The organism is Actinacidiphila oryziradicis, from assembly GCF_005047355.1.
Taxonomy (GTDB): Bacteria; Actinomycetota; Actinomycetes; order Streptomycetales; family Streptomycetaceae; genus Actinacidiphila; species Actinacidiphila oryziradicis.
In genome coordinates, this window is sequence record NZ_SUMC01000011.1 from 1 (window position 1) to 26,514 (window position 26,514).

Sequence of the window (26,514 nt, forward strand, 5' to 3'; positions counted from 1 at the left end):
CCGAGCTTGATGAGATCGCTGCGCGACTGAATGGACGCCCTCGGCAAACGCTGGGATGGCGGACTCCGGCAGAAAAATTGCAGGAATTCATCGCGTCAGCTTGATGCGCTCACCACTTGAGACCGCCGACATTCTTGAATGGCACGGTTGACCTGCGCAGCGGCGAAATGAAGGCGCACGAGCCGGCGGACATGCTGACGCTGCATGCGCTGGTTGACTACGTGCCGGGCGCGCCCTGCCCTCGCTGGGAACGCTTCCTCGAAGAGGTTTTCCCGGATAAGCCCGAGCTACAGAGCTACTATCAGCGATTCCTAGGGCTGTGCATCACGGGTGAAGTCCGGGACCACGTTCTAGGCGTCTGGTACGGCGCTCAGGGCCGCAACGGCAAGGGGACGACCGTTCGCACCATGCAAGCTGCGTTCGGCCCTCAGATCGTCCGTGAGGTCGATTTCGGGCTGTACGAGGGTGGCCGGGGGCGAGAGCCGCACACCGAACAGCTAGCGGCACTTCGCGGTGCGCGCATGGTTGTTGCCCAAGAGGGCGAAGCGGAAGTTCCGATGAATACCGCGCGTCTGAAGAAACACAGCGGCGGAGACCGTATCCAGGCACGCCACCTGTACGGCAAGGAATTCACTTTCGCGCCTACGTTCACATTGGTGTTGTCTACGAACCACCTACCGGAATTCTCGGCGGGCGGAGCGGCACTGTGGGCGCGGACTAAGGCCATTCTTTTTGGCGAGTCGTTCACGGGCGACAGGGTAGACCCTGACCTCGAACCGACCATTCAAGGGCCCGAAGTGGAAGGCGTAGCCGTTTGGGTTGTTCGCGGTGCAGTGGAGTACTACGCAGCGGGCCGGCTGCGCGACATTGACGATATCCGGGCGGCAACCGAAATGCACAAGGAAGAGGTTGACCCGCTGAAGGCGCTCGTTGGTGAGCTGTTCGAGTATGACGACGGTTGCGAGGTCCTACGCACGTCGTTTAACGGACGGCTGAAGGACTGGCGAGACAACAACGGGGACAAGTCCGCTAAGTACAGCCCATCTAGCGTTAAGAAGCACCTTCTTACGCGAGGAGTGGCCGAGCAGCGACGGAAGGCCGGTTGGGTCTACGTCGGAATCAGACTCCCGGAAGACCGGCCGACAGCGGAGCATCCTCCCGGCACCGTGGCGGACATCTTCGGGCAGGCCAAGAACAGCGCGTAGCGAAGGGGTGCAAAGAAATCGTGCACCGGTAGGAACTTCTCTTACGCAGAAGGAAAGTTTAGACCGGTGCACGAAATCCTTGCACCCTCTCGCTAGCGCGCCCATCCCGCTGTGCCGGTAAAACCCCACTTAATCAAGAGTAGAGAAGGCTTCGTCATGCCAGAAATACGCCCAAATCCCAGCGCGATGGCTGCCAGCCGGCCGTACGAGCACTACGAGACCGGAATAGTGGGGAATTTGAGGGGTCGCCTCGATGTGCTGACCGCCGAAGTCCTCTCAGCCATCGAAAAGACCGGTGCCGTAGACGACCAGGGCAGGCCAAATCCGCTAGTAGCCACGCTTACGGCACTCGTTGACGCTGGCACGAACAGCCGCCAACTGGCCGTTTCCCGCCGCACGCTGTCTATCGATATCGCCGACGCACAAGCCTAAGAAAAGGAAGAAACCCAGTGACAAAGACCGAAATGATCACAGCCCTACGGGCGAAGCGCGCTGAATCGAATGCGCAGGCCACCCGCCTAATCAATACGGCGAAGTCCGAACACCGCAGTCTCACAGCCGTCGAGGGCACGCGATTCGATGCGCTTGAGACTGAGCTGCGCGAGTTTACCGAGCGAATCGAAGAGCTTTCCGAGCAAGTACTAGCCGATGCCGCTGCCGCACCGATGCAAGCCCGTTTTTCACCCAATCAGAACGGAAACAGCAATATGGACCAGACCCGCAACGCCATGCCCGGCAAGGCTTACGAGCCGCGCGCGACTGTCAGCAAGTCGGAAGAGATCTACAGGAAGTACGGGAAATACTCCTATTTCCAGGACCTTTACCGCGCTGACAACAAGCACGATGCCGACGCTGCCGACCGGCTACAGCGGAACAATACGATTGTGCAGGAACGCGATAAGGCTGCCGGCGAAGTCCGTGCGCTGACCACGACCGATGGCAGCGCCGGCGAGATGGTGCCTCCGCTGTGGCTCACCAACGAATTCGTGCGCCTCGCGCGTCCTGGGCGGGTCACAGTCGATCTCACGGATATCCAGCCGCTTCCGCCGGGCACCGATTCGATCAACATTCCGAAGGTCAATTCCGGCACTTCGGTAGCCCAACAGCTCGTCCAGAACTCGGCGATCTCACAGACGGATATGACAACTTCGTCTATCGCCTCGCCCGTCATCACGCTGGCCGGCGGGCAGATCCTGGCTATGCAGCTTGTCGAGATGTCTCCGATTACCGGCGGCATGGACAGGATGATATTGGACGACCTATCGTCCTCGTATGCCGTACAGCTCAATTCGGCCATCCTCTCTGGACCCGGTACCGGCGGGGCGCTAACCGGCATTCTTTCGCTGGCCGGTACGCAGCAGATCGCGTATACGCAGACGACTCCGACTCTTACCGGTATAGGCGGATTCTTCAGCATCCTTGCGTCCGCCATTTCGGCCATTCACTCCACTAGGTTCAAGGCGCCGGATGCGATCGTCATGCACCCGCGACGGTGGGCCTATCTGTGTGCGCAGGCTGACAGCACCGGCCGTCCGCTTGTCCTGCCGAATGGCAATGGCGCATTCAATTCCATGGGCCTTTCGACAGAGGTTACGGCAGAGGGTTCGGTTGGGACTTTGCTCGGTCTTCCGGTCTACGCCGATGCGTCGATACCGGTCAACCTCGGAGCGGGCACCAATGAAGACAGGGTGATCCTGATTCGCCGGGAAGAGCTGCTTACCTGGGAGTCCAACATCCGCTGCCAGGCATATGAGCAGACCTACGCCAACAACCTTTCGCTGTACGTGCGTCTGTACAACTACGTGAGCTTCCAGGCAGGGCGCTACCCGGCTGGTATCGCGGTCATCAGCGGCATCGGTCTCAAGACTCCGGGCTGGTAATCAGCAATGGGCACGGCAGTCTCTAACCATGTGGCTGCCGTGCCCGTGCTCAGCGTAACCAATGAAGAACACAATGAGGACACGATGACCTTTGAGCAGCACAACCAACGAGACGTAGCCAAGATGTTCGCCGCGCGGAGTCGAGGACGTACAGCCATAATTGGCAAGCCAGTCCCTGTCCGTCGGCTGAAGGCCAGTACTCGCAAGCGTGCAGCCACCTAGTCACGTGATTAGGTGTGCGGCTGCCGTGGCCCTGCCTCGCTGTCACATTGAGTGACTAAGAATGTCCGTATTGCCCACCTATAGGGGGGCGTGGGTCAAAGTTCCGTTACGCGGCCTTTAGGGACCCGGCCCCCCTAGAGACGCGCATTCGCACGAGCTGAACCAAACGGAGATTAGGACATAATGGACATGCCAGTTACGCGCGGTGACAACTTCCGAGCATCGGTCGTCGGTCGCTATGAGTTGCAGGATCACGAAATCGTCCTACTGGACGAAATCGCGCGCACCATGGACGACTTGGATGCTCTCGCTGCGCACGTGGCTTCCGCCGGCCACACAATCGCCGGTCGCGTGAATCCGGCACTCACGGAAGCACGTCAGATGCGCATAGCGCTCGCACGGCTCGTTGCTGCGCTGCGCTTGCCCGAAGATGACAGCGAGAACGTCCCTCAGCGGCGCGTAGGCGTGCGCGGAACCTATGCCCTAGGCGGTAGTCAGTGAAGCCCCGTAGGACGTCTGCAACCGCCTTTCATCGCACCGACGCGGAATGGAAGGCACTAGGTGAGCAGGAAAGCTCCGTGGCATTCGGTCGCGCCATCCCGGTATGGGCAGCAATGCGGCTGGTCGGTTTCGGCGCGCTGACAGCGGACGAGGACCAGCTATTGCGCGGTATAGCGGCCGGCACGGCTGTGCATCCCCGTATCCCCGCTGAGCGCGCGCGCGAGCTTGTGCAGGATATCGACAGCGAGGACGGACCGAACGATGCCTAGCATGTCGATGCGGCTAACCCAGGGCATGTCCGACGACCTAGCCGTAATACAGGCGCACGGATGTGATACCGCGACAGAGGCCGTCCGTGTGGCGCTGGAACGGCTGGCGGACGCCTACCGCTATGCCGCAGATTATGAAGACGTCCCACCTGGTGTAATACCACGTATCACAGGGTTCATAGTCGGTAATACGCGCGTCTCAACCGTGTAGGACGCCTGTCATACAGCACAGGGGCCCGTACCCGCTGCCATCCGGTGGCCGGTGCGGGCCCTTTCGCATGTCGCCCTTCCCGCTGTCCGCCATGTCCGGTTTAGCCGTCGGCGAGTCGTTGGCCCGGAACCCTTGACGAGTCAGCGGAGATGGTATAGGCGGAAAACCTGACTTTAACTCAGATTGGTTGACGCTTTGTGATTGAATTTTGCTGACTGGAAGTCAGTTTCGCCAAAGTGAGCCGTTTGCCAAACCGGAGGAAGTATGCTCACAGCGCTGACCTGCCAACTTGTGGGGACCGTACAGGCATGCTAGAGGGCATAGTTGACAGGCTGCGCAGCATGCACTAGGACCGATTAGAGATTTTACTTGACTTACTCGCCGGTAGGTGCACCGGCTTCAACGACTGCCCGAGGGACATAGCGGACATGCGCCCTACTCCGCTGCCTGGTCAACGACGTACGTCCCTTTCGCTGCCAGCGTGGCGACCAACCCGCGTTCCCGCAGCTCTCGCACAGCACGGCGGACCGTTCCAGCGGACACCCTGTAGGCCTCCGACAGTTCCAGCTCGCCCGGCAACTTCGCGCCCGGTGGGATCTTCCCGCTTTCGATCTGCCGCTGTAGGTCGTCGGCAATGCGGATGTACTCGTATTACATGATCCGAACCTACGTGCGCCCTGTGCACTCCGCGCGAGGGCTAGCACACTGTGCGGACTGTGCAGAGGGTGCACAGTGGAGTAGCTTTGGTCATGAAAGAGCCCGGCAACGGCGGTAACCGTCCCGGGCCATGGCCGACGCTTATGGGAGCGCCAACAGTGCTTGAGCTTATCCGCAGGATCATCGAATGCGTATTCCCGCCATCTGGACGACGTAGGGCTACACCGACCCCGACACCGCCGCCGGTACTGCCCCGCCGCCCACACGTCCACCTCGCGCTGATCGATGGCGAGGAAACGGCACTTGTCCGCCCGTATCTCGTGGCGTTCGAGCAACAGCGGGAGCGCGAGCGGCAACAACACCGACGACGCGCGCTCGTGCTGGCGACTATGGGCATGGATCTCCCGGCGGTGGCACTGTGAGCGCGCCATATGTGCCCGTGGTGGGGACGCTCGCGGTAGATACCGAGCAGAACCGCGTAGGCAAGGTTACGGCGTTGGACGGAGAGACAGTCACTCTCAAGCCGCCGGCCGGAGGAGAAGAGTGGGAAGCCTTGTGCGTGCGCCCCGCTGATGAGTCAGAGCGACTGCATGCCCGCGTCGCTGAGTCGAATGCCCGTAGTCGGGGGGCACTGTGAGCTGTCGAGAGTGCGTAGAGCTTGCGCGTATCGAGCGGGCAGCCAAAGAGGCTGGTGACAGGACAAAGGAAATCGACTGCCGAGTCTTGGTCCGGCGACACCCAGCGCACACCCCTAGGCCGAAAGCATGGGGGCAGCGATGAGCCGCAAGGTCTACCGGTACGTGAGCCATACGATCACGGCGCATCCGAATACCGACGTCACGTACGAAGCGGAGTGCCTGCGCTGCGACTGGCGGGACGTCCAGGGCGACGACAGCGGGCCGGTTGACATCGCGTGCATGGAGCACACGGGGCGGACCGGACACGCGGGATTCCGGCGCATCTGCACGTCATTCGCGCTGGTGACGAGAGACGAGTGACCCGAGCAAGCGACCCCGGTTGTCCCGTGTGGATGATCGGGGTCTTTTGCTGCGCTGACCTGCAAGTTCATGCTAGAACTAGAAGTGACAGGCGTACGGCAACCCCTACGGCCACCCCTCCCCGCACACCGTCCACACCCTCCGCGCTGAGGGCGCGACGGTGCTGCGTACGGACACCGACGGCGCGATCGCCGTCACCGGTGACAGAAAGGCTCTGCGCGCATCCAGCGCGGGCTAGTGAGGGATGTCGTCGATGACGCCCCGGGCGCCCTGCTTCAGCAGGGAATTGGCGACGGAGGCCCCGAGCGTCTCCGGGTCGGCTGCGTCGCCCCACTCGTGGGCGTCCAGCACGGTCCTGCCGTCGGGGCTGAAGACCTTGGCGCGCAGCGAGAGCCGGCCGTCGGGTTCGGTGTTCGCGTATCCGGCGATGGGGGAGTTGCAGTGGCCCCGCAGGACATGGAGGAGCGTGCGCTCGGCGGTGGTCTGGCGCCAGGCGTCGGCGTCGCCCAGGGGGGTGATCAGGCCGATGGTGGCGGTGTCGTCGTCGCGGCACTGCAGCCCGAGCACTCCGGCGCCGACCGGCGGGCACATGGCGTCGACGGACAGGATCTGCGTGATCCGCCCGGCGTGGCCGATGCGTTCCAGGCCGGAGACGGCGAGCAGCAGGGCATCGGCCTCACCGGCGTCGAGCTTGGCCAGGCGGGTGTTGGCGTTGCCCCGGACCGGCACGGTCTGCAGGTGCGGGTGCAGCTGCCCGAGCTGGGCGATGCGCCGGACGGCGGAGGTGCCGACGCGGGTGCCGTCGGGGAGTTTGCCGAGGGCGAGCCCGCCGGGGTGCACCAGAGCGTCGCGGATGTCGTCGCGCGCCAGGTAGGCGGCGAAGAGGGTCCCGGCCGGGACGGGGTGGTCGCCGGGGACGTCCTTCATGCAGTGCACGGCGAGGTCGGCGCGGCCGTCGAGCAGGGCCTGGTCGACCTCCTTGGTGAACGCGCCCTTGCCGCCCAGCGCGGACAGCGGCCCGGCCCATCTGTCGCCGCTGGTCGTGACCGGGACGATCTCGGTCTCCAGCCCGGCGTGGAACGCGGTGAGTTCACTTCGTACCCGCTCGACCTGGGCGAGGGCCATGGGGGAGGAGCGGGTGACGATTCGCAACGGCGCTGTCATGGCGTTCAGGGTAGGGGGTCGGCCCATCCAAACGCTTGTAAAGGAATCTTTCTAAAGATAGCTTTACATCATGTCCAGGATTACCCGGCTCACTGACCCGCGCGCCCTGCGCGCCTACGCCCACCCCACCCGCATGGCCCTCGTCGGTCTGCTCCGCCGAGAGGGCCCCTTCACCGCCACCCGGGCCGCCGTACTCACCGGAGAGTCGGTCGCCAGCTGCTCGTACCACCTGCGGATGCTCGCGAAGTACGGCCTCGTGGAGGAGGCGGAGGGCGGCCGGGGCAGGGAGAAACCGTGGCGGGCAACGGCCCGGTACACCGACTGGCCCGGCTACTCCGACGACCCCGCCGTGGCCGAGGCGGCCAACGCGCTGACGCTGGCCGTCGCCGAGCGCTGGTTCGAACAGATGACGCACGCCGTGGAGGAGCGCGGGAATCTGCCACAGGAGTGGCAGGAGGCCGAGCAGTACGGCGACGACATGCTCTATCTGACGGCGGGTGAGCTCAAGGAGCTGGGGGAGAAGGTGACCGAGCTGCTGGAGCCCTACACCGGCCGGTTGGGCGATCCAAGCCGACGCCCCGAGGGAGCGCGTCTGGTGACCCTCCTCCGGATCGCCTTCGCCGCCCGCGAAGTGCCCGGCGCCGGGCAGAGCGAGTGAGCCTCGCCAGGCGCGTCCCCGAGTTATTGCGCCAGCGCCCCTTTCGCCGCTACTGGACCGGTCAGTCCGTCTCCCTCTTCGGCGACCAGATATCCCTGATCGCCATCTCGCTCACCGCTGTTCTCGTCCTGCACGCGGACGCCGCACAGATGGGCTGGCTCACCACGGCCGGACTGCTGCCCGCGCTGCTGCTCTCGCTCGCGGCCGGTGCCTGGGTCGACCGGCGGGGCAGGCGCCGCCATCATGATCGCGGCCGACCTGGCCCGTGCGCTGCTGATGGGGTGGCTGCCCGTTGCCTACATCCTCGGCGCGCTCAGCCTCGTCCAGCTGTATTTCATCGCCTTCGCCGTAGGCGCGTTCAGCGTGGTCTTCGACGTCTGCAATGCCACGCTCTTCGTCTCGCTCGTTCCCGCCCGGCATTACGTGCAGGGCAGCTCACTGATGAACGGCAGCCGGGCGATGTCCTTCGTCGCGGGCCCCAGTATCGGCGGCCTGCTTGTCGAGGTTTTGGCCGCGCCTTTCGCGCTCGCCGTCGATGCCGTGAGCTACCTCGTATCGGCCGGCTGCCTCGCCCGGATATCACCGGCCGAACCGCCGCTCGCCCACCCGACGAAGGGCCATTTCACCGCCGGACTGCGCTGGATCGCCCGCAACCCGGTGATGCGTTTCGCCCTCGCAGCCGTAGCGACGCTCAACTTCTTCAACTTCATCTTCCACGCGCTCCTTGTGCTCTACGCGACCACCGCGCTCGGCCTGAGCGCCGGGACCCTGGGCGTGGTCCTTGGAGCTGGTGCCGTGGGCGGACTGATCGGTTCGGTCCTCACCGGCCGTATCGTCCGCCGGATAGGCATCGGCCCCGCCGTCGTCCTCGGCTGCGTCGCCTTCCCGGTGCCGCTCCTGCTGGTCCCGCTCGCGAGCGGCCCGACCCCGCTGGTACTCGGGCTGCTCTTCCTCTCCGAGTTCGGCAACGGCATCGGCGTGGTAATCCTCGACATCACCATCGGCGCGGTCCAAGCCGCCCTCATCCCCGACGAGCTGCGGTCCCGCGTCACCGGCGCCTGGCGCACCCTCAACTACGGCATCCGCCCCATCGGCGCCCTCACCGGCGGCTACCTGGGCACCGCGCTCGGCCTGCGCCCCGCCCTCTGGATCGCGACCACCGGGGCACTCCTCGGCGTCCTGTGGCTGATCCCGTCCCCCGTGCCCCGGATGCGGGAGCTCCCCGGCCGGGACGATGAGGCTCCGGCCGGGGAGGCGTCCGCGATCGTTCAGTCCAGCCCGAGCTGATCCTCCGGTACGGAGATCACCCATCGCGTGTCCTGGTGCGGCCGCAGGTAGAAGAGCCAGTACAGCCCGGCCAGTGCCACGATGCCGCCCGTGACGACCAGGTCCCGCACCGTCTGCTGCGTCAGGACGTAAGCGAGTACGGCGATGAGCACCACCGGGACCGCAGGCCAGAGCGGCATCCGCCATGCCGCGCGCTTCCCGTGGTGCCCCCGGCGCGCCGCCAGTGCCGCCACCGCGACGACGATGTACATGGCGGCGACCGCGACACCGGTCACCCCGCTCAGCGTCTCCACCGGCACGAAGCACAGCACCGCGCCCGGCACCCCGACCGCCAGGGTGGCGATCCAGGGTGAGCCGAAACGCCTGCCCAGCGTGCCGAAGGCCCGGTTGACCGGCGTCGGCCAGGCGCGGTCGCGGGCGGAGGCGTACAGGATCCGGGAGTTCTGGATCACCATGACGATCCCCGCGTTGATGATGGCCAGCGCGATGCAGAGGCTGATGAAGGTGCCGACCGCCGAATTGCTCCAGCCCTGCACCAGGGCGGAGAGGTTGCCCTCCGCCAGCGTCCGCATGTCGGGCGCGCCGAGTGTGATGGCGATCGTCGGCACGATGACGACCAGCGCGCCGATCCCGAGCGTCCACAGCACCGTACGGGACACATTCCGGCGTGGGTTCTCCATCTCCTCCGACAGGTACACCGCCGTGCTGAAGCCCTGGAGCACGAAGAGCGCGATGGCCAGGCCCGCGATGATCGTGCCGGTGGTCACCACCGAGGTCGTGCCGTGCCCGGCCGCCGTCACCGGGTGGATCAGCGTCGAGACCGGGCGTGAGGAGTGCGAGAAGCCGAGGAAGGCGACCATACCGGCCGCAATGACCTCAAGGCAGAGGAAGATGCCCGTGATCCAGGCGTTGGCGCGCAGGTCGAGCAGGCCCATGACGGTCGCCAGCAGCATCACTCCCGCCCCTGCGGCCTGGCCGTTCAGGTGCACGATCGGTTGGAGGTATTCGCCGGTTCCGAGGGCGATGATGGGCGGCACGATCATCACGACGATCAGCGACAGTACGAAGACCACCCATCCCGCCAGCCGCCCGACCAGCGTGCCCACCATCGCGTACTCGCCGCCCGCGCTCGGTATGAGCGTGCCCAGCTCCGAGTAGCAGAAGGCCACGCCGATACAGAGGAGCGCCGCGATCACGATCGTCAGCGCCGTCCCCGTACCCAGATCCGCGAAGAGCGGCGGCACGATCACGAACAGCGACGACGCAGGCGTCAGGCAGGACAAGGTCAGCAGCGTGCCGCCGACGACCCCGATGGACCGCGTCAGGGCCTTGGGCGCCCCGATCGGCGGCGCGAGCGGGGCGGGCGGCGGCGTGGCGGCCTCGCGCAGTATGTCGGTCATACGGGTCCGATCGGCTCGGGCTGAAGGGGGCTACCGTCTCCGGTTCCCGGCATCAAACCCCGGTACCAAGAACGCGTCAATAGCCCGCCGACGACGGAATCCGTAGCGAATTCGGTGATACGAACACGCAAACGCCGACCAAACCCCATCCGGAAACGGATCCGCGCACATGCGCGATCAGAACAACCACACCCCGTCCCGCATCAAATCCCGGTCCTGCATCTCCACCACCGTCCCCCAGGCCTGCACCCACCACGGCCGTACCGCGTAGTACACATACGCCGGGCCGCTCTTCCGTGGATCCCAATCGCCCTTCGCCGCGAACGCATCGCCCACCCCGGCCGGCAGCTCGTCCGCCGTCATCATCCGTGCCGTCCCGCCCACCAGCACCACGTCTCGTGTGTCCCCAAAGCTCAGCCGCACCCGCCCCGAGGCCGCCAGATTGCGTCCCGTCGGATTCGATTCCCGGGTCGACAGCCACACCTCCTCGCCGTCCCACCAGAAGGCCAGTGGCACGAGGCACGGCTCACCATCGGCATCCGCCGTGGCGACCCATACGTCCTTGTCATGCTCCAACCGGTCCAGCGCCTCACGGTGACGCTGCTCAAGGGGGCGCGGCCCTGCGTTTGTTCCCATGCGCCGAGACGCTATCGGCGCCATGCGGTGCCGCACCTGAGCCAAAGGCCCTAGGACCCGTGCCTTACGCCATCCTCCGGTCACAGGCCGAGGTGTACGGGGCCGCCCTTCGGGTCGACGTCGCCCAGCACGCTCCACGGGATCCGGAAGACGCGCCCCGGGGAGGCGGGCCAGGGGACCAGGCGGCGGGTGAGGACGCGGGAGTCCTGGCGGACCACCACATGCGGGACGCGGACCAGGCGGTCCGTCCACAGCAGCAGGCGCTCGCGCGGCGGCGCCGGGTCGCCGGGCCTGAACAGGCCGGGGGCCACCCAGCGGAACGGGGCGTCGGCGGTGATCGGGACGGCGGTCGGTGCCGGGGTGTGGCCACGCAGCCACAGGCGGACGTGCTCCGCGGCATGCCGTCCGTCAAGCGCCGCGATGTCGGCCGTGTCGGCCGCGTGCAGCACATTTCCGGCGGCGAACACGCCCGGGCGGCTGGTGCGCAGCGCCGTGTCGACCAGTGGGCCCTTGGTGCCGGGATCGAGGTCGAGTCCGGCGCTGCGGGCGAGCTCGTGGTCGGGGATCCAGTCGCCGGTGAGGACGAGCGTGTCGCATTCGACGGTGCGGCGCTGCCCCGTGGCACGGTTCTCGATCTCCACCGCCGTCAGTGCGCCGTGGCCGATGACCTTGGTGACCCGGGTGCGGGTGGCGACCTGCACCTTGAGGAGGGTGCGTCCCGGCAGGTTGAAGGCGGCGTAGGACTCGGGCGCGGGGTGCTCCGTGGTCATCAGCACTGTCCGGCAGCCTGCCTTGCGCAGGGTGAGGACGGCGGACCAGCTTACCGGCTCCGCCCCGACGACCACGGCTCGCCGCCCGACCTGCTGGTGGTGGAGGTGCACCAGGTTCTGCAGGTGTCCGGTGGTGTACACCCCGGTGGGGCGGTCCCCGGGGATGAGCCGGGCGCTGCGGGGGCGTTCCCGGGCGCCGGTGGCCAGGACGACAGCCCGGGCGTCGACGCGGACCCGGCCCTGGGGCGTGGTGACGTCGAGGGAGTGCTCCCCGGCCCAGCCGGTGACGGTGGCCTCGGTGCGGATCTCCGCCCCGGCGCGGGTGGCCCGGTCCACGAGGGCGCGGGCGTAGGCGGGGCCGCTGACGAATCGCCTGAGGTCGCGGATTCCGTAGCCGGGGTGGTCGCTGTGGCGGGGGATGCCGCCGGCGGACCGTTCCCGTTCCAGGACCAGGACGCGTCCGTCCAGGTGCGGGGCCAGGCGGGCAGCGGCGGTGAGTCCGGCGGGCCCGGCGCCGATGATCACGACATCGGTGGTGAGGCGAGAGGTCATGCGTTCCCCTCCCGGGAGGCCGAAGCCGCCGCCAGCAGGGCGCCGGTCTCCGCTTCGCAGTAGAAGCCCTGGCAGCGCCCGTTCGTCACCCGGGTGCGGCGGGCGAGCCCGTTGAGGGATGCGGGCGGCAGCGGGGAGCGGAGGGCGTCGCGGATCTCACCCTCCGTCACTCGCTCGCAGAAGCAGATGACGCGCCCGTAGGCGCTGTCCCGCGCGATGAGTTCGGCGTCCTGGTAGGGGCGGACGAACGCTTCGCCGAGGTTGGGCATGCGCGGCGGTTCCGGCAGGTCCGCGCGTGGCTCCAGCGCCAGTCCGGACCCGGCCAGCACCGAGCGGACGTACTCGGCGATGGCCAGCGAGGCGGTGAGGCCGGTGGAGCGGATGCCGCCGACCAGGAGGTACCGCCGGTCGGGGTCCGGTTCGATGAGGTAGTCGTCGTGGTCGATGGCGGCGCGCAGCCCCGCGTAGCTCGCGGTGATCTCCTCCTCCAGCAGGCGGGGCATCAGCCGCGCGCCCTTGGCGAGCAGGAAGTCCAGGCCGGATTCGGAGGTGCCGGTGTCGGTGCGGTCGGTGAGGTCCTCGGCGGTGGGGCCGAGCATGACGTTGCCGTAGATGGTGGGGCAGATCAGCACGCCCTTGCCCAGCGAGCTGGGTACGGGCAGCACGATGCGGTCGGCGAGGGGACGGGCGAACTTGTCGTAGACGAGGAGTTCGCCCCGGCGCGGGGTCACGGTGAACCGACGGTGGCCGAAGAGAGCGTCCAGTACGTCCGCGCCGAGCCCGGCGGCGTTGACCACCCACCGGGCGGTGACGGGGCCGCGCGAGGTGTGCAGCGTGGTCGTGCCGTCACTGCTCTCGACGCTGTTCACCCGGTGGCCGAGGAGCAGCCGGGCGCCCCGGGCGAGGGCATCGGTGGCCAGCGCGAGCGCGGTGGTCCAGGAGCAGATGACCGACTCGTCGGGGACGGTGAGGCCGCCGAGTGCTCCCGGGCCCAACGCCGGGACCTGGCGGTAGACCTCCTCGGCGGTGACGGGCTCGCAGTGCCGGTAGCCATTGGCCTCGGCCTTGTCCCGTAGCCCGGGGAGGGCGTCCAGCTCCTCCAGGGTCCAGGCGACCAGCAGGGCTCCGGTGCGTTCCACGGGGATGCCGGTGGCCTTGGCGTACTCGGAGAGCAGTTCGTAGCCGCGTCGGACCAGGCGGGATTCGACAGTGCCCGGCTTGGCGTCGAAACCGGTGTGCAAGATGGCGGTGTTGGCCTTGCTCGTGCCGTCGCCCACATCGTCGCGGGCGTCGAGGAGGGCCACCGAGACCGCGTGTCCCGACAGGTCCCGGGCGATCGCCGAGCCGACGACGCCCGCACCGATCACGGCGACGTCGTAGACCTCCGGATCGCCGGTCATGGGGCGTCCTCCTGCGGGTCCCGCGCAATGGTCGCTTCCACTGCGGCCCGCCACCGGGCGCGGTGGTCCTCCGCCCGGTCCTTCGACCAGCGCGGCTCAAAGGCGGTGCCGGGTGTCCAGGCCGGTACGGCCGCTTCGAGGGTGAGCCCGGGTTCCGCCGCCAGCCGGGCCAGGGCGGCGGCGCCCAGCGCGGTGGCGTGCGTCGAAGGATAGACGTCGACCGGCAGTTGGGCGAGATCGGCCTGGGCCTGCATCAGCGCCCGGCTGCGGGTGAGGCCCCCGTCGACGCGCAGCCTGGTCAGCGGAGCGCCGAGGTCGGCCTCGACCAGGGTGGCGAGTTCGGCGACCTGGGCGGCGATGCCCTGCAGCACGGCCAGCACCAGGTGCTCACGCCGGGTGGAAAGCGTCATCCCGGTGAAGGCGGCGGTGGCGTCGGGCCGCCACCAGGGCGCGGCCAGCCCGGCGAGGGAGGGAACGCAGAGCACTCCCTGTGCGTCGCTCGCGGCCGCCTCGTCGAGGTCGGCGGCAGAATCGACAAAGCCCAGGTCCTGGAGCCAGCGCACCGCCGAGGCAGCGGTGTACACCTGGCCGTCCACGCAGTACGGCGTCTGCCCGCGCGCCCGCCAGGCGACGGACGAGGTCAGGCCGGAGGCCGGCCGCAGTGCCTTCTCACCGGTGTTGGCGAGCAGGAACGCCCCCGTACCGAAGGTGCACTTGGCGGTGCCCGGGGTGAGGCAGCCCTCCGCGAGCAGGGCCGCCTGCTGGTCCACCACCAGGCCCGCCACCGGTATCTCCTCGCCGAAGGCCGTCGTCGTGCCGACGATCTCGTCGCAGGCGGCGATCCGGGGCAGCCCGTCGGGGTCCAGCCGGAAGAGCGCGGCCAGTTCCGGGTCCCACTGGACGGTATCGATGTCGAGCAGCAGCGAACGGCTGGCGGTCGAGGCGTCGGTGACGAACGCCCCGCCTCCGGTGAGCTGATGGACCAGCCAGGTGTCGGTGGTGGTCACCACCCCTCGCCGGGTGACGTTCTCCCGCAGCCACATCATCTTGGGCGCGGAAAAGTAGGAGTCGAGGACCAGCCCGGTGCGCTGCCTCACCCAGTCCCGCGCGTCGGCGCGCTCGGCGCAGAGTGCCTCCGCCCTTCGGTCCTGCCAGACGATGGCCGGGGACAGCGGACGGCCGTTGCGGCGGTCCCAGGCGAGGACGGTCTCGCCCTGGTTGGCGAGGGCGACAGCCTGTACGGGGCGGCCGCCTGCCAGCTCGACGGCTCGCCGCCCGGCCTTCAGGACAGAGGCGAGCAGCTGCTGCGGGTCCTGTTCGACCCCGCCGCCGGGCAGGTAGACGGGGGTGACCGGCACCTCGGCGACGGCGACCACACCGTCCGCCGGGTCGACGACGAGGGCTTTCGTCCCCGAGGTGCCCTGGTCGATGGCGAGCACGGTCACAGTGCGCGGTCCTCCAGTCGCAGCAGCGTGGCGAGGCCAGGCTTTGAGGTCGTCGCGGCGGAGGAGGGGGAGGCCGCCGTTTCCTTTGCCGGTCTGGGGGGCTGGGTCATCGATCGACTCCTTATGATCTCCGGGCCGGAGAAAAAGAGCGTGAAGCCCCCTCAGGTGCACGTCAAGGGGGCCTTGCCCTCCAGGCTGTGCTCGCGCTATGCGGTCAGCGGCTCGCCGCGTGCGTGACGAACGCCGTCCAGGCGGCGGGGGTGAGGGCGAGTTGCGGGCCCTGCTTGTCCTTGGAGTCCCGTACGTGGACGGTGCCGGGGCAGGCGGCGACCTCGACACAGCTGTCGCCTTCGGAACCGCTGTGACTGGACTTGTGCCAGGAGAGGGCGACTTCGAGGCAGTCGTCGCCCTGCGAACCGCTGTAGCTGCTCTTGAACCAGTTCAGCTCGCTTGTGCTCATAGCGCTCCTCGCATTCGCTTCAGCAGGCCCACGGAGTCCTCCGGGGTGAGAGCCTGTGAACGCATCTTGGCATAACGCCGGTGCAGCACGCTGACGTCCTTCGGCTCGGAGATCAACTGGCCGGTCTTCTGGCCCTCGCTGTAGGCGACCCACCGGTGGTCCGGTGTCTCCAGCAGCTGCATAGGCCCGTCGAAGCCCGCGTGGTCCGGCTGTCGCAGCGGCATGAGCTGTAGCTCGACGTTCCACAACTCGGTGCAGGCCAGCAGGTGGTCGATGAGTTCCCCGGTGGCCTCGGTGCCGCCGGTGTGCCGTTCGAGCAGTGCCTGCTCGATGATGAAGCTGAACGCGATGGGTTGCTTCCGGCGCAGCAACTGCTGGCGTTCGAGGCGGGCGGCGACCCGCTGCGCCACCCGCTCCTCCTCAACCAGCGGGGGGACGCTCAAGATCACCGCCCGCGCGTACGCCTCCGTCTGCAACAGCCCTGGGACCACCCGGCACTCGTACGTACACAAGCTGACCGCGTCCTCCTCCAAGCTCGCCCACTGCCGGAACCACACCGCCAGACCCTGCCGCCGCGTCACCCGCTTCGCCGCAGCCGTGAGCACCCCGTCCGCGTCCAGCACTTCCTCCGTGCGCTCGACGAAGTCCTGCGGCGGGAACCGCCGTCCCTGCTCGATCGAGGCGACGGTTTCGACTGAATACCCCACCTGGGGGGCCAGTTGTTCCTGCGTGAGCCCCGCCCGTAGGCGAAACGCCTTGACGACTGCCCCGAACACCTTGAGGCTGTCCGAGGGTTCCGGCTCGCCGTTCCCTGCCCCCATACCACTGCCGCCCGCCATATCCAGCCACCTCCGGTGCGCGTTTCCTTGCCAACCGCCCAACTGGCTCATGGTTACGGCCCGTTACGGGTACTGTCCACTCTCCGCACTCGTACGCTCACCCAGCGTACGAGTGGCTGACCTGGTCGCGCCCCCGGAAGGCCCGCCACCGTAGGGGCATGTCAGCCCCCTCCGTGCCCCAAGCACCCGCCACCGTAAGTGTGTTCGCCCAGCGCTTCAGCCCTTCTCGCAAGGGTGCCCGCCTCGCCAGGCTGCTCGCCCTGTACGAGCTGGACGCGTGGGGCTTCCCGTACGGCAGTGAGCTGTCCGACGCCGTCGCCGCGATCGTGGCCGAGCTGGCGGCGAACGCGGTCACCCACGGTCGTGTCCCGGGTCGGGACCTGGAACTGCGCGTCGTGCTCACCGCCGGGCAGGGGATCCGGATCGAGGTCTCCGACGCACGGGACGAGAGTCGTCCGCCCGCGCGGCCCGCCGCACCCGAGCCGGACGCGGAAGCGGGGCGGGGTCTGCTGGTGGTGGCCGCCTTGGCGAGCCGCTGGGGCGTCGCGGACTGTGAAGGGCCGGGCAAGACGGTCTGGGCGGTGCTGGATATCTGACGATGACCCCCGCCAGGGGCATCAGCGGAGCAGCGTGTCGACGAGCTCGCGCGCCCAGCTCGGCTCGGCGGGCTGCTGGGTGAAGATGGCGCGGTAGTAGAGCGGCCCGAGGAGGGTGTCGGTGGCGCGCTCGACGGTCGGGGGATGGCCGCCGCGGGAGCGTTCGTGGTCGAAGATGGCGGCGAGCTGGGCGTGGCGGTCCGCAGTGCAGGCGCAGGCGCCCGCGGGGCTTGAGCCGATGCTGGCGCGAATGAGGGCCAGGGAGTCGGGGTCGGCGAGGTCGGTGGCGACATCGGTGACCCAGCGCTCCAGGTCGTCGGGGAGAGCGCCGGTGTCGGGTACGACGATGTCGCCGCTGAAGCGGCTGGTCGCGACATCTTCCAGGAGCTCGGCCAGTGATCCCCAACGGCGGTAGACGGTGGTCGGGTGGACGCCGGCACGGGTGGCGACCAGGGGCATGGTCAGCGTTTCCGGCGGGCCCTCGGCCAGGAGTTCCTCGACTGCGCGATGCACGGCGCCGCGAACGCGGGCCGAGCGCCCCCCGGGGCGGGTGTGGCTTGAGATCTCGGTCATTTTTTGATTATCGCACCGATCGCTGCGTTTGCTGTAGGCTCAGCCGCTAACGCAGCGATCGTTGCATAAGAAGGAGTGAGATGTCCGACTCATGCGCCACCTCCGTCAGGGAGCCGCTGGAAAGGCCGATCGCCCGCTCCAGCCGTCTGTCCCACCCGGTCGCCTTTTCCGCGATCACCGCGATCTTTGTGCTCTTCACGGCGGCCTCCAGCGCGCCATCACCGCTGTATGTCGTCTACCAGCAGGAATGGGGCTTCTCGGCGACGACGCTCACCGTCGTCTTCGCCGTGTACGTCGTGGGCCTGATCGGCTCACTGCTTGTCGTGGGGGCCCTGTCCGATCACGTCGGCCGCCGTCCCGTCCTCGCTGCGGCGATCGCGCTGGAAGCTGTGGCGCTCGTACTGTTCATCACCGCGAACGACGTCCCCGTACTGCTCCTCGCCCGCGTCGCGCAGGGAATCGCCACCGGGGCGGCGATGACCACCCTCGGAGCCACGCTGGTCGACCTGAATCCGCCGCACGCGCCCGGCCGGGCCGGGGTCGTCAACGGCATCGCGCCCACCAGCGGCCTGGCGGTGGGGGCGCTGGGCTGCGGGGTGCTCGTGCAGTTCGCACCGGCCCCGACACGCCTCGTCTATGCCCTCCTGCTCGGCGGCATGGCTCTGGCGGCCCTGATCGTGGCCGGGATACCCGAGACCTCGGCGCGGCGCCAGGGCGGCTGGGCCTCGCTCGCACCCCGGCTAGGCGTTCCGGCCCGGCTGCGCCCCGACCTCTACTCCCTGCTCCCCATCCTGGTGGCCAGCTGGGCGCTCGGCGGGCTCTACCTCTCCCTCGGCCCGTCGGTCGCCGTCGGTCTGTTCGGCCTGGGCAGCCACCTCGTCGGCGGGCTCGTCGTCACTCTGCTGTGCGGCACCGCGGCCGTGACCGCCTTCGCCCTGCGGAGCCGGCCGACGGGCCAGGTGCTCAGCATCGCCGCCGTTCTGCTCACGGCCGGGACCGCGCTCGCGCTGGCCGGGGTGGAGGCGGACTCGGTGGCACTTGCCGCCCTCGGGACGGTCATCGCGGGCATCGGTTTCGGCGCTTCCGCCCTCGCCTGCTTCGGGGAGCTGGGCCGCCTGGCCGCGCCGGATGAGCGTGGCGAGCTCTTCGCCGTCGTCTTTGTCATCGCCTACCTGGCCTTCAGCCTCCCCGCCGTGGCCGCAGGTCTGGCCAGCACCTCGTTCGGCCTGCACACCACCACGGTCGTCTACAGCCTCGGCGTCGTCGCCCTCGGCCTCATGACGCTCGGCATCCAGCGCGTGCGTTCCACCGCCGGACGCTGACCCCGGCTCACTCCTCCTCGTCCTCCTCCTCGCGCCAGCCGTCGAACTCCTCGGCCAGCGAGTGCAGCGCCTCGGGGTCGAGGAAGCCGTCCTCGTCCTCTATGACCACCAGCCACTGGGCGTCCTCGGCGTCGTCCTCCCCGGCCAGGGCGTCGCGGACGAGCCGGGGCTCGGCGGGAAGATCGAAGCGGGCCGCGGCTTCGTCGGCGGCCTCCTTGGCGGCGTCGCGGTCGGGCAGCACCAGGACATGTCGTAGGTCGTTCACCGGGACATTGTGCCGGACGCCGGACGGGGCGCAGGACCGGCGTCCGCTGTCCGACCCGCGTGGGATGCTGGACGACGATGGCCAGGAAAGCTTCACCAGACGATCTGCTCGCTCCCCTCACACTCGCGGTGGGGCAGGAGGACCTGCTGCTCGACCGCGTCGTGCGGCAGGTGATCACGGCTGCCCGCGCGGCCGATGCCGACACCGATGTGCGGGACCTCACTCCCGACGCGCTGCAGCCCGGCACCCTCGCCGAGCTGACCAGCCCCTCGCTGTTCGAGGAGCGGAAGGTCCTGGTCGTCCGGAACGCCCAGGATCTGTCGGCGGACACGGTCAAGGAAGTCAAGGCGTACATAGACGCGCCGGTCGGCGAGATCATGCTCGTCCTGCTGCACGCCGGCGGCGCCAAGGGCAAGGGACTGCTCGACGCGGCCCGGAAGGCCGGGGCGCGGGAGGTCGCGTGCCCGAAGATGACGAAACCAGCGGACCGGCTGGCGTTCGTACGGGGCGAATTCCGCGTCCTGGGACGGTCGGCGACGCCGGAGGCGTGCCAGGCGCTGGTGGATTCGATCGGGAGCGATCTACGGGAACTGGCGAGCGCGTGCACGCAGTTGACCGCTGATGTCGAGGGCACCATCGATGTGGCCGTCGTCGCCCGGTACTACACCGGCCGCGCCGAGGCCACCGGCTTCGAGGTCGCCGACCTGGCGGTGACGGGCCGTGCCGCCGAGGCACTGGAGCGGCTCCGCTGGGCGCTGGCGGTCGGGCAGCCGCTGCCGGGCATCACCTTCGCCCTCGCGTCGGGGGTACGGTCCATCGGCAAGCTCGCCTCGGCGCCGCGTGGCGCGAATCCGGGAGTCCTGGCGCGCGAGCTGGGCATGCCGCCGTGGAAGATCGACCGGGTCCGGCAGCAGATGCGCGGCTGGACCGGCGACGGCGTGTCCGCCGCGCTCCGCGCCGTCGCGGAAGCCGACGCCGCAGTCAAGGGCGGCAGCGCGGACCCTGCGTACGCGCTGGAGAAGGCGGTCGTGGCGGTGGCCCGCGCGGCACGTTCACGCGACTGACCGGGGCCCGGTCCGGGCTGCTCAGCCCGGTTGACGAGGACTTCGAGTGGCCACGGCCGGCTCCCTCCTGACCCGGGCTCGGTCAAGGGACCATGCGCCCAGGCCTACCAATACGGCCGCCCCGGCTCCGAATACCGGCAGCCACAGGGTCGTAGTGGTTGCCAGGCAGTCAGCGACGACGGTATGGCGCTGGATGTCCTGTGCCTGGGCCAAAGCGGCACCGTCGCGACCAGCCAGATTCCCCAGCGAGGCCTCCACGCGCAGGCCCTCGTACCTGCCCAGCCCACGACACTCACTGCGAGTGCCTGGCATCGGAAACAGCCACGCCCAGCGCTGCAGCATGGGGGCTAGCACGATCGCGACGCACAGGCCCACGACCAGCGAATACGCTGCCAGATTCCGCACATATTCAGACCCGAGGCGGGGCATCCACGTCGGCAGGCGGTAGAAGGAGAAGACCACCGCGAGAAGTGTCACGCCGATGTATGTGGCCCACCACTCCCACGAACCCTGCGCGAGCGCGGCCGTCAGCACGGCGGCGAGCGCGATGCCGATGACCCCCGGCTGACCGGCGGGCCACGGCCCGCATCGGCGGAGGCCACCAGTGTCCGGACACATCTCGCCGCAGGACCGACACCCTGCCGGACCGGACCGGAAGCCTCGCCCGATTGGCGGCGCCTCCGCAGGCCGGCATGCGTACAAAATGCGTACTGCCCGCCGGGGCAACCCCGGCGGGCAGTACGCGACTGGTCTATGACCAGCTACTTCGTGGTGCAAAGGTGCGCCGCACCCGCGTGGCGAACGACCGCGTGCGGCGCGGTTGGTGCAGGTTGCCGGTCGGAGCGGGTGAGAGGGACCGCTGTGCCCGTACCGGCGGAAGAATAAAGAGAGAAGCTCAGGCCTGGAGGGCGGCGACCTTCGTCGCGATCGCCGACTTCTTGTTGGCGGCCTGGTTCTTGTGGATGACGCCCTTGCTCACGGCCTTGTCGAGCTTCTGGGAGGCCTCGCGGGCAGCCACGGTGGCAGCCTCGACGTTGCCGGCCTCGACGGCCTCACGGGTCTTGCGGATCGCGGTCTTCAGCGAGGACTTGACGGCCTTGTTACGCAGGCGCGCCTTCTCGTTGGTCTTGTTCCGCTTGATCTGGGACTTGATGTTCGCCACGAAAGAGCCTTCTCAGGTTCGATTGGATCTGGGTTGGATCTGGTGTTCCTCGGGTTAGAGGGCACGAGGCACAGTGCTCCAGACTACCAGCCGCCCGGGGAGCGCCCAAACCGCCTGCCGGTCCGCAATCGTGGGACCATGGTCTCCATACAGTCCCCTACGTATCGATCCGACCAGACTGGACCCTGCGTGCCCGCGACCCCAACCCACGTGCCGGAGCCGAGCCGTACCGACCCGGCCGTGATCCGCAATTTCTGCATCATCGCGCACATCGACCACGGCAAGTCGACGCTCGCCGACCGCATGCTCCAGATCACGGGTGTGGTCGACCCGCGCCAGATGCGCGCCCAGTACCTCGACCGGATGGACATCGAGCGCGAGCGCGGTATCACCATCAAGTCGCAGGCCGTCCGGCTGCCCTGGGCGCCCAGGACCGGCGAGAACGTGGGGAAGACCCACATCCTGAACATGATCGACACGCCTGGCCACGTGGACTTCACCTACGAGGTGTCGCGCTCCCTGGCGGCCTGCGAGGGCACCATCCTCGTGGTCGACGCGGCCCAGGGCATCGAGGCGCAGACCCTCGCCAACCTCTACCTGGCGCTGGAGAACGACCTCACGATCATCCCGGTGCTCAACAAGATCGACCTTCCGGCCGCCCAGCCGGAGAAGTACGCCGCCGAGATCGCGCACATCATCGGCTGTGACCCGGAAGAGGTGCTCAAGGTCAGCGCCAAGACCGGGCTCGGCGTCGAGGACCTCCTCGACCATGTCGTCGCCAAGGTCCCGGCCCCGGTCGGTGTCGCGGACGCGCCCGCCCGAGCGATGATCTTCGACTCGGTCTACGACTCCTACCGGGGCGTGGTCACCTATGTCCGGGTCGTCGACGGCCAGCTCACCAAGCGTGAGCGGATCTCGATGATGTCCACGAACGCCACCCACGAGCTGCTGGAGATCGGCGTCATCTCCCCCGAGCCCAAGGTCGCCGACGGCCTCGGGGTCGGCGAGGTCGGCTACATCATCACCGGTGTGAAGGACGTCCGGCAGTCCCGGGTCGGCGACACCATCACCTCTCTGAACAAGGGCGCGGTCAAGCCGCTCGGCGGCTACAAGGACCCCAGGCCGATGGTCTTCTCGGGGCTCTACCCGCTGGACGGATCGGACTACCCGCTGCTCCGCGACGCCCTCGACAAGCTGCGGCTCAACGACGCCGCACTGGTCTACGAGCCGGAGACCTCGGTCGCCCTCGGCTTCGGCTATCGCTGCGGCTTCCTCGGCCTGCTCCACCTGGAGATCATCCGGGAGCGCCTGGAGCGCGAGTTCAACCTCGACCTGATCTCCACCGCCCCGAACGTTGTCTACCGCGTGGTGATGGAGGACGGCAGCGAGCACACCGTCACCAACCCGAGCGAGTTCCCGGCCGGCAAGATCGCCGAGGTGTACGAGCCGGTCGTACGCGGCTCCATCCTCGCCCCCAATGAGTTCGTGGGCGCGATCATGGAGCTCTGCCAGGGCCGCCGGGGCAGCCTCCAAGGCATGGACTACCTCTCCGAGGAACGGGTCGAGCTGCGCTACACCCTCCCGCTCGCGGAGATCGTCTTCGACTTCTTCGACCATCTGAAGTCCAAGACCCGGGGTTACGGCTCCTTCGACTACGAGCCCATCGGCGAGGAGGCCGCCGACCTGGTGAAGGTCGACATCCTCCTGCACGGTGACCCGGTCGACGCCTTCTCCGCCATCGTGCACAAGGACAAGGCGTACAACTACGGCGTGATGATGGCCGGCAAGCTGCAGAAGCTGATCCCCCGGCAGCAGTTCGAGGTGCCGATCCAGGCGGCCATCGGCTCGCGGGTGATCGCCCGCGAGACGGTCCGCGCGATCCGCAAGGACGTCCTCGCCAAGTGCTACGGCGGTGACATCTCCCGTAAGCGGAAGCTGCTGGAGAAGCAGAAGGAAGGCAAGAAGCGGATGAAGATGGTCGGCCGGGTGGAGGTGCCGCAGGAGGCGTTCATCGCGGCGCTCTCCACCGACTCCGACGGCTCGGAGGGCAAGAAGAAGTAGGGGTTCGCGGCTCCTGCGGCATTCGGGTGATTGGTGAAAAACCCGGCACTTCGCGGTTTCTGGGGGCGCGCTGCCACCGTTACGGATGGTGGCAGCGGTGTTCTGGGCGGCACGAGGGTCGTGCCCGAAGGAGAACGCCGCTTCGGAAAGGGTTTGAAGTGAAGTACTCGAAGGCCGCTGCAGTCGTCGTCGGTTCGCTCGCCATGCTGGGGGCGGCGGCCCCCGCCTTCGCTCAGGGCGGGCTCCCGGACCTGTCGCTGGTCAAGGGCGCCTCGAAGGTGCTGTCCAGCGACGCGGTGGGGCGGCTGGGGTCCCACAGTCAGCTCGACAAGGTGGAGCCGCTGGTCGGCCAGGCGAAGCGGGTGCTGAAGAAGGCGGACTCGGATGCGGCCGTCAAGACAGTGAAGGCTGTGTCACCTCTTGGGGCCCTGCCCATCGGTGGCTGAGTCAGGCCCCATTTGTTGATGTTCAGGATGGGCCCGCCGCTTCCGTGGCGGGCCCATCCCCATATGCGTGTATGCAGCATCTGTCTCGTCGGTCACTCTTGCATCGAGGGGCCCGTAGCCCCTTACGCCCCGCGCACTGGCCCTTTACTCTGATCTCTGCTGGGATAGTTACTCGCGAGTCACCCCAGTAAAGACGCGGGCCCCGGAGGTTGTCGTGACCGATACGCAGACGTTGATCGAGAACCGGCCGCCCTCCGTGGCGACGCTCTTCCTGGAGCGGGTCGAAGCCACGCCCGATGCCGAGGCGTACCGCTACCCGGTGCCCACCGAGGGGCCGGGCCCCGACGGATGGGCATCGCTCACCTGGGGCGATGCCGCCTCCAGGGTCTTCTCGATCGCCGCCGGTCTGATGGACCTCGGGGTGCGCCCGGAGGAGCGGGTGGCGATCGCCTCCGCAACCCGGGTCGAGTGGATCCTCGCCGACCTCGGCATCCTCTGCGCGGGGGCGGCGACGACCACCGTCTACCCCAGTACCAACGCAGACGAGACCACCTTCATCCTCGCCGACTCCGGCAGCCGGGTGCTGATCGCCGAGGACGCCCAGCAACTGGCGAAGGCCCGCGACCGGCGCCCGGAACTACCTGACCTGAAGCATGTCGTCGTCATCGACCCGAAGGGTCTCAGCGCCGGCGAGGACGACGGATGGGTGCTCTCGCTCGAAGAGCTGGAGCGGCGTGGCGCCGCGTATCTGGAGAAGCACCCCCAGGTGGTCAAGGAGACCGTGGCGGCGCTCTCCAAGGACCAGCTCGCCACTCTCATCTACACCTCGGGCACCACCGGACGCCCCAAGGGCGTACGGCTGCCGCACGACTGCTGGTCGTACATGGCGCGGGCGATCGAGGCGATCAGCCTGCTCGACAAGGACGATGTGCAGTACCTGTGGCTGCCGCTGGCCCATGTCTTCGGCAAGGTGCTCATCGCCGGGCACATCTCCGTCGGCCACATCACCGCCGTCGACGGCCGGGTTGACAAGATCATCGAGAATCTCCCCGTCGTCCGGCCGACGTACATGGCCGCCGTGCCGCGCATCTTCGAGAAGGTCTACAACGGGGTCGCCGGCAAGGCCCGGGCCGGCGGCCCGGCCAAGTACAAGATCTTCAAGTGGGCCGCTGAGGTCGCCCGCGAATACGCGAAGGCCTCCCAGGAGAACCGCCGCCGCACCGGCAGCCCCACCGTCCCCTTCGCCCTCGCCGCACAGCACGCCATCGCCGACAAGCTCGTCTACGCCAAGATCCGCGAGGCCTTCGGCGGCCGGCTCCGCGCCTGCGTCTCCGGCTCCGCCTCCCTCGCCCCCGACATCGGCTACTTCTTCGCCGGCGCCGGCATCCACATCCTCGAGGGCTACGGCCTCACGGAGTCCAGCGCCGCCAGCTTCCTCAACCCCGGCGAGGCCTACCGCATCGGCACCGTCGGCAAGCCCTTCCCCGGCACCGAGGTCCGCATCGCCGAGGACGGCGAGGTCCTGCTGCGCGGGCCCGGCATCATGCAGGGCTACCACGGGCTCCCCGAAAAGACCGCCGAAGTGCTGGAGCCCGACGGCTGGTTCCACACCGGCGACATCGGCGAGTTGTCGGCCGACGGCTACCTCAAGATCACCGACCGCAAGAAGGACCTGATCAAGACTTCCGGCGGCAAGTACGTCTCCCCGGCAGAGGTGGAGGGGCAGTTCAAGGCGGTCTGCCCGTTCGTCAGCAACGTGCTCGTCATCGGCGCCGATCGCAACTTCTGCAGCGCGCTGCTCGCCCTCGACGAGCCGACGATTCTCGGCTGGGCCGAGGAGAACGGGCTGGGCGGCCGGCCGTACGCGGCGGTCGTCGCCTCCCCGGCGGCCCGAGAGCTCATCGACGGCTATGTGCAGCGGGTCAACGCGGAACTGCAGCGCTGGCAGCAGATCAAGTCCTTCCGGCTGCTGCCGCGCGATCTCGATGTCGAGCACGGTGACTTGACGCCGAGTCTCAAGCTCAAGCGGCCGGTTGTCGAGCGTGAGTTCAAGGACCTCATCGACGAGATGTATGCGGGGTCGCGCGAGATGTAGTTCGCGTTTGTCCGGCTGGACCAGCGCTCCGGGTTGCCCCGGCCCCGGGGCTGGGTTTGTCCGGCCGGACCGGCGCGGCTGGTTGTCCCGGCTGCGGGCGTGTGGGTTCCGCCCCCTCTGCGGTGGTTGCCGAGCTGTCCTCAAGCGCCGGACGGGCTGGGTGGTCGTGCGTGCCGGCACGCGAGGTGGTGGTGGGGGTCGGGGCCGCTGTGGGGTGATCTCCTCGGGGCTCGCACGTGCGGGTCCACAGACCGCTTGCCCGGGGTGCATGTGCTCGTCCCCTGCGGGGACACCCCGGCGCGTCCCCTCCCAGCCGGACAGGCGCGTGACGGCCTCGCCGTGGCGGAGACCGCAAAACCCACGCACCGCACCCCGG

Annotated in this window: 26 protein-coding genes; 14 read left to right on the top strand and 12 right to left on the bottom strand. The window is 68.2% G+C overall.

Annotation, left to right across the window (positions count from 1 at the left end):
* Positions 1 to 134 precede the first annotated feature (134 nt).
* From FCI23_RS14320 to FCI23_RS14340, 5 genes are all read left to right on the top strand, one after another.
* Positions 135 to 1,205, top strand: coding sequence for a DNA primase family protein (locus FCI23_RS14320; protein WP_169316794.1), 1,071 nt, complete (start codon positions 135 to 137; stop codon positions 1,203 to 1,205).
* A gap of 186 nt (positions 1,206 to 1,391) precedes the next feature.
* On the top strand, positions 1,392 to 1,637 hold the full coding sequence (locus FCI23_RS14325; protein ID WP_136724063.1) for a hypothetical protein: 246 nt from the start codon (positions 1,392 to 1,394) through the stop codon (positions 1,635 to 1,637).
* 17 nt (positions 1,638 to 1,654) lie between these two features.
* Positions 1,655 to 3,085, top strand: coding sequence for a phage major capsid protein (locus FCI23_RS14330; protein ID WP_136724066.1), 1,431 nt, complete (start codon positions 1,655 to 1,657; stop codon positions 3,083 to 3,085).
* Between the two features lie 405 nt (positions 3,086 to 3,490).
* Complete coding sequence (locus FCI23_RS14335; RefSeq protein ID WP_211265325.1) at positions 3,491 to 3,808, top strand: hypothetical protein; 318 nt, start codon at positions 3,491 to 3,493, stop codon at positions 3,806 to 3,808.
* Between the two features lie 77 nt (positions 3,809 to 3,885).
* Positions 3,886 to 4,077, top strand: coding sequence for a hypothetical protein (locus FCI23_RS14340; protein ID WP_136724069.1), 192 nt, complete (start codon positions 3,886 to 3,888; stop codon positions 4,075 to 4,077).
* Between the two features lie 646 nt (positions 4,078 to 4,723).
* Here the strand turns inward: FCI23_RS14340 and FCI23_RS14345 are convergent.
* Positions 4,724 to 4,930 carry a winged helix-turn-helix domain-containing protein gene (locus tag FCI23_RS14345; RefSeq protein WP_136724396.1) on the bottom strand — a complete coding sequence of 69 codons (207 nt, stop codon included), beginning with the start codon at positions 4,928 to 4,930 and terminating at the stop codon, positions 4,724 to 4,726.
* Between the two features lie 791 nt (positions 4,931 to 5,721).
* On the opposite strand from FCI23_RS14345, the gene FCI23_RS14355 reads away from it, so the two are divergent.
* A complete protein-coding gene (locus FCI23_RS14355) occupies positions 5,722 to 5,943 on the top strand; it encodes a DUF7848 domain-containing protein (RefSeq protein WP_136724075.1) in 222 nt (73 codons plus the stop codon).
* 234 nt (positions 5,944 to 6,177) lie between these two features.
* On the opposite strand, the gene hemC is transcribed toward FCI23_RS14355, so the two are convergent.
* Positions 6,178 to 7,107: a hydroxymethylbilane synthase gene (gene hemC, locus FCI23_RS14360; RefSeq protein ID WP_136724078.1), complete on the bottom strand. Its 930-nt coding sequence runs from the start codon at positions 7,105 to 7,107 to the stop codon at positions 6,178 to 6,180.
* Positions 7,108 to 7,177: 70 nt separating this feature from the next.
* Between hemC and FCI23_RS14365 the strand changes: the two genes are divergently transcribed.
* Both FCI23_RS14365 and FCI23_RS14370 read left to right on the top strand, forming a co-directional pair.
* Positions 7,178 to 7,765 (top strand): winged helix-turn-helix domain-containing protein, encoded by a 588-nt coding sequence (locus FCI23_RS14365; protein ID WP_136724081.1) that lies wholly within the window; start codon positions 7,178 to 7,180, stop codon positions 7,763 to 7,765.
* 243 nt (positions 7,766 to 8,008) lie between these two features.
* Entirely contained in the window at positions 8,009 to 9,052 is a 1,044-nt protein-coding gene (locus tag FCI23_RS14370) for an MFS transporter (RefSeq protein WP_246143706.1), read from the top strand.
* Here the strand turns inward: FCI23_RS14370 and FCI23_RS14375 are convergent.
* The 7 genes from FCI23_RS14375 to FCI23_RS14405 form a co-directional block, all read right to left on the bottom strand.
* Entirely contained in the window at positions 9,034 to 10,452 is a 1,419-nt protein-coding gene (locus tag FCI23_RS14375) for an APC family permease (protein ID WP_136724085.1), read from the bottom strand. The genes FCI23_RS14370 and FCI23_RS14375 overlap by 19 nt on opposite strands.
* A 177-nt stretch (positions 10,453 to 10,629) precedes the next feature.
* Positions 10,630 to 11,088, bottom strand: coding sequence for a pyridoxamine 5'-phosphate oxidase family protein (locus FCI23_RS14380; RefSeq protein ID WP_136724087.1), 459 nt, complete (start codon positions 11,086 to 11,088; stop codon positions 10,630 to 10,632).
* A gap of 80 nt (positions 11,089 to 11,168) precedes the next feature.
* Entirely contained in the window at positions 11,169 to 12,410 is a 1,242-nt protein-coding gene (locus tag FCI23_RS14385) for an NAD(P)/FAD-dependent oxidoreductase (RefSeq protein ID WP_136724088.1), read from the bottom strand.
* Positions 12,407 to 13,810, bottom strand: coding sequence for an NAD(P)/FAD-dependent oxidoreductase (locus FCI23_RS14390; protein WP_136724091.1), 1,404 nt, complete (start codon positions 13,808 to 13,810; stop codon positions 12,407 to 12,409). The genes FCI23_RS14385 and FCI23_RS14390 overlap by 4 nt, the downstream gene beginning before the upstream one ends.
* On the bottom strand, positions 13,807 to 15,255 hold the full coding sequence (locus FCI23_RS14395; RefSeq protein ID WP_136724094.1) for an FGGY family carbohydrate kinase: 1,449 nt from the start codon (positions 15,253 to 15,255) through the stop codon (positions 13,807 to 13,809). Before FCI23_RS14395 ends, FCI23_RS14390 begins: the two co-directional genes overlap by 4 nt.
* 214 nt (positions 15,256 to 15,469) lie before the next feature.
* The gene (locus FCI23_RS14400; RefSeq protein WP_136724097.1) at positions 15,470 to 15,715 is read right to left on the bottom strand and encodes a DUF397 domain-containing protein; all 246 of its coding nucleotides are present in this window, start codon (positions 15,713 to 15,715) and stop codon (positions 15,470 to 15,472) included.
* The gene (locus FCI23_RS14405; RefSeq protein WP_136724100.1) at positions 15,712 to 16,554 is read right to left on the bottom strand and encodes a helix-turn-helix domain-containing protein; all 843 of its coding nucleotides are present in this window, start codon (positions 16,552 to 16,554) and stop codon (positions 15,712 to 15,714) included. Before FCI23_RS14405 ends, FCI23_RS14400 begins: the two co-directional genes overlap by 4 nt.
* Before the next feature lie 158 nt (positions 16,555 to 16,712).
* Between FCI23_RS14405 and FCI23_RS14410 the strand changes: the two genes are divergently transcribed.
* Positions 16,713 to 17,150, top strand: coding sequence for an ATP-binding protein (locus tag FCI23_RS14410; protein ID WP_136724103.1), 438 nt, complete (start codon positions 16,713 to 16,715; stop codon positions 17,148 to 17,150).
* 21 nt (positions 17,151 to 17,171) lie between these two features.
* Here FCI23_RS14410 and FCI23_RS14415 read toward each other — a convergent pair whose 3' ends face one another.
* The gene (locus FCI23_RS14415) at positions 17,172 to 17,723 is read right to left on the bottom strand and encodes a TetR/AcrR family transcriptional regulator (RefSeq protein WP_136724106.1); all 552 of its coding nucleotides are present in this window, start codon (positions 17,721 to 17,723) and stop codon (positions 17,172 to 17,174) included.
* Positions 17,724 to 17,803: 80 nt separating this feature from the next.
* On the opposite strand from FCI23_RS14415, the gene FCI23_RS14420 reads away from it, so the two are divergent.
* Positions 17,804 to 19,045, top strand: a complete 1,242-nt coding sequence (locus tag FCI23_RS14420; protein WP_136724109.1) for an MFS transporter — start codon at positions 17,804 to 17,806, stop codon at positions 19,043 to 19,045.
* Between the two features lie 7 nt (positions 19,046 to 19,052).
* On the opposite strand, the gene FCI23_RS14425 is transcribed toward FCI23_RS14420, so the two are convergent.
* Entirely contained in the window at positions 19,053 to 19,310 is a 258-nt protein-coding gene (locus FCI23_RS14425; protein WP_136724113.1) for a hypothetical protein, read from the bottom strand.
* Positions 19,311 to 19,387: 77 nt separating this feature from the next.
* Here FCI23_RS14425 and holA point away from each other — a divergent pair, with 77 nt between their 5' ends.
* Positions 19,388 to 20,374, top strand: coding sequence for a DNA polymerase III subunit delta (holA, locus tag FCI23_RS14430; protein WP_136724116.1), 987 nt, complete (start codon positions 19,388 to 19,390; stop codon positions 20,372 to 20,374).
* A gap of 895 nt (positions 20,375 to 21,269) precedes the next feature.
* On the opposite strand, the gene rpsT is transcribed toward holA, so the two are convergent.
* Entirely contained in the window at positions 21,270 to 21,536 is a 267-nt protein-coding gene (gene rpsT, locus FCI23_RS14440; protein WP_136724122.1) for a 30S ribosomal protein S20, read from the bottom strand.
* A gap of 189 nt (positions 21,537 to 21,725) precedes the next feature.
* Here rpsT and lepA point away from each other — a divergent pair, with 189 nt between their 5' ends.
* The 3 genes from lepA (at position 21,726) to FCI23_RS14455 (ending at position 26,138) form a co-directional block, all read left to right on the top strand.
* Complete coding sequence (gene lepA, locus FCI23_RS14445) at positions 21,726 to 23,597, top strand: translation elongation factor 4 (RefSeq protein WP_136724125.1); 1,872 nt, start codon at positions 21,726 to 21,728, stop codon at positions 23,595 to 23,597.
* Positions 23,598 to 23,755: 158 nt separating this feature from the next.
* A complete protein-coding gene (locus FCI23_RS14450; RefSeq protein WP_136724129.1) occupies positions 23,756 to 24,043 on the top strand; it encodes a hypothetical protein in 288 nt (95 codons plus the stop codon).
* Positions 24,044 to 24,257: 214 nt separating this feature from the next.
* On the top strand, positions 24,258 to 26,138 hold the full coding sequence (locus FCI23_RS14455; RefSeq protein WP_136724132.1) for an AMP-dependent synthetase/ligase: 1,881 nt from the start codon (positions 24,258 to 24,260) through the stop codon (positions 26,136 to 26,138).
* Positions 26,139 to 26,514: the final 376 nt, after the last annotated feature.

Excerpts from the sequence above, each read along its gene's own strand:
- FCI23_RS14410 (WP_136724103.1), top strand. The coding sequence starts at position 16,713 with ATGTCAGCCCCCTCCGTGCCCCAAGCACCCGCCACCGTAAGTGTGTTC.
- FCI23_RS14365 (WP_136724081.1), top strand. The coding sequence starts at position 7,178 with ATGTCCAGGATTACCCGGCTCACTGACCCGCGCGCCCTGCGCGCCTAC.
- FCI23_RS14380 (WP_136724087.1), bottom strand. The coding sequence starts at position 11,088 with ATGGGAACAAACGCAGGGCCGCGCCCCCTTGAGCAGCGTCACCGTGAG.
- hemC (WP_136724078.1), bottom strand. The coding sequence starts at position 7,107 with ATGACAGCGCCGTTGCGAATCGTCACCCGCTCCTCCCCCATGGCCCTC.
- FCI23_RS14370 (WP_246143706.1), top strand. The coding sequence starts at position 8,009 with ATGATCGCGGCCGACCTGGCCCGTGCGCTGCTGATGGGGTGGCTGCCC.
- FCI23_RS14390 (WP_136724091.1), bottom strand. The coding sequence starts at position 13,810 with ATGACCGGCGATCCGGAGGTCTACGACGTCGCCGTGATCGGTGCGGGC.
- FCI23_RS14375 (WP_136724085.1), bottom strand. The coding sequence starts at position 10,452 with ATGACCGACATACTGCGCGAGGCCGCCACGCCGCCGCCCGCCCCGCTC.
- FCI23_RS14385 (WP_136724088.1), bottom strand. The coding sequence starts at position 12,410 with ATGACCTCTCGCCTCACCACCGATGTCGTGATCATCGGCGCCGGGCCC.
- FCI23_RS14415 (WP_136724106.1), bottom strand. The coding sequence starts at position 17,723 with ATGACCGAGATCTCAAGCCACACCCGCCCCGGGGGGCGCTCGGCCCGC.
- FCI23_RS14405 (WP_136724100.1), bottom strand. The coding sequence starts at position 16,554 with ATGGCGGGCGGCAGTGGTATGGGGGCAGGGAACGGCGAGCCGGAACCC.
- holA (WP_136724116.1), top strand. The coding sequence starts at position 19,388 with ATGGCCAGGAAAGCTTCACCAGACGATCTGCTCGCTCCCCTCACACTC.
- FCI23_RS14400 (WP_136724097.1), bottom strand. The coding sequence starts at position 15,715 with ATGAGCACAAGCGAGCTGAACTGGTTCAAGAGCAGCTACAGCGGTTCG.
- FCI23_RS14335 (WP_211265325.1), top strand. The coding sequence starts at position 3,491 with ATGGACATGCCAGTTACGCGCGGTGACAACTTCCGAGCATCGGTCGTC.
- FCI23_RS14420 (WP_136724109.1), top strand. The coding sequence starts at position 17,804 with ATGTCCGACTCATGCGCCACCTCCGTCAGGGAGCCGCTGGAAAGGCCG.
- FCI23_RS14355 (WP_136724075.1), top strand. The coding sequence starts at position 5,722 with ATGAGCCGCAAGGTCTACCGGTACGTGAGCCATACGATCACGGCGCAT.
- FCI23_RS14325 (WP_136724063.1), top strand. The coding sequence starts at position 1,392 with ATGGCTGCCAGCCGGCCGTACGAGCACTACGAGACCGGAATAGTGGGG.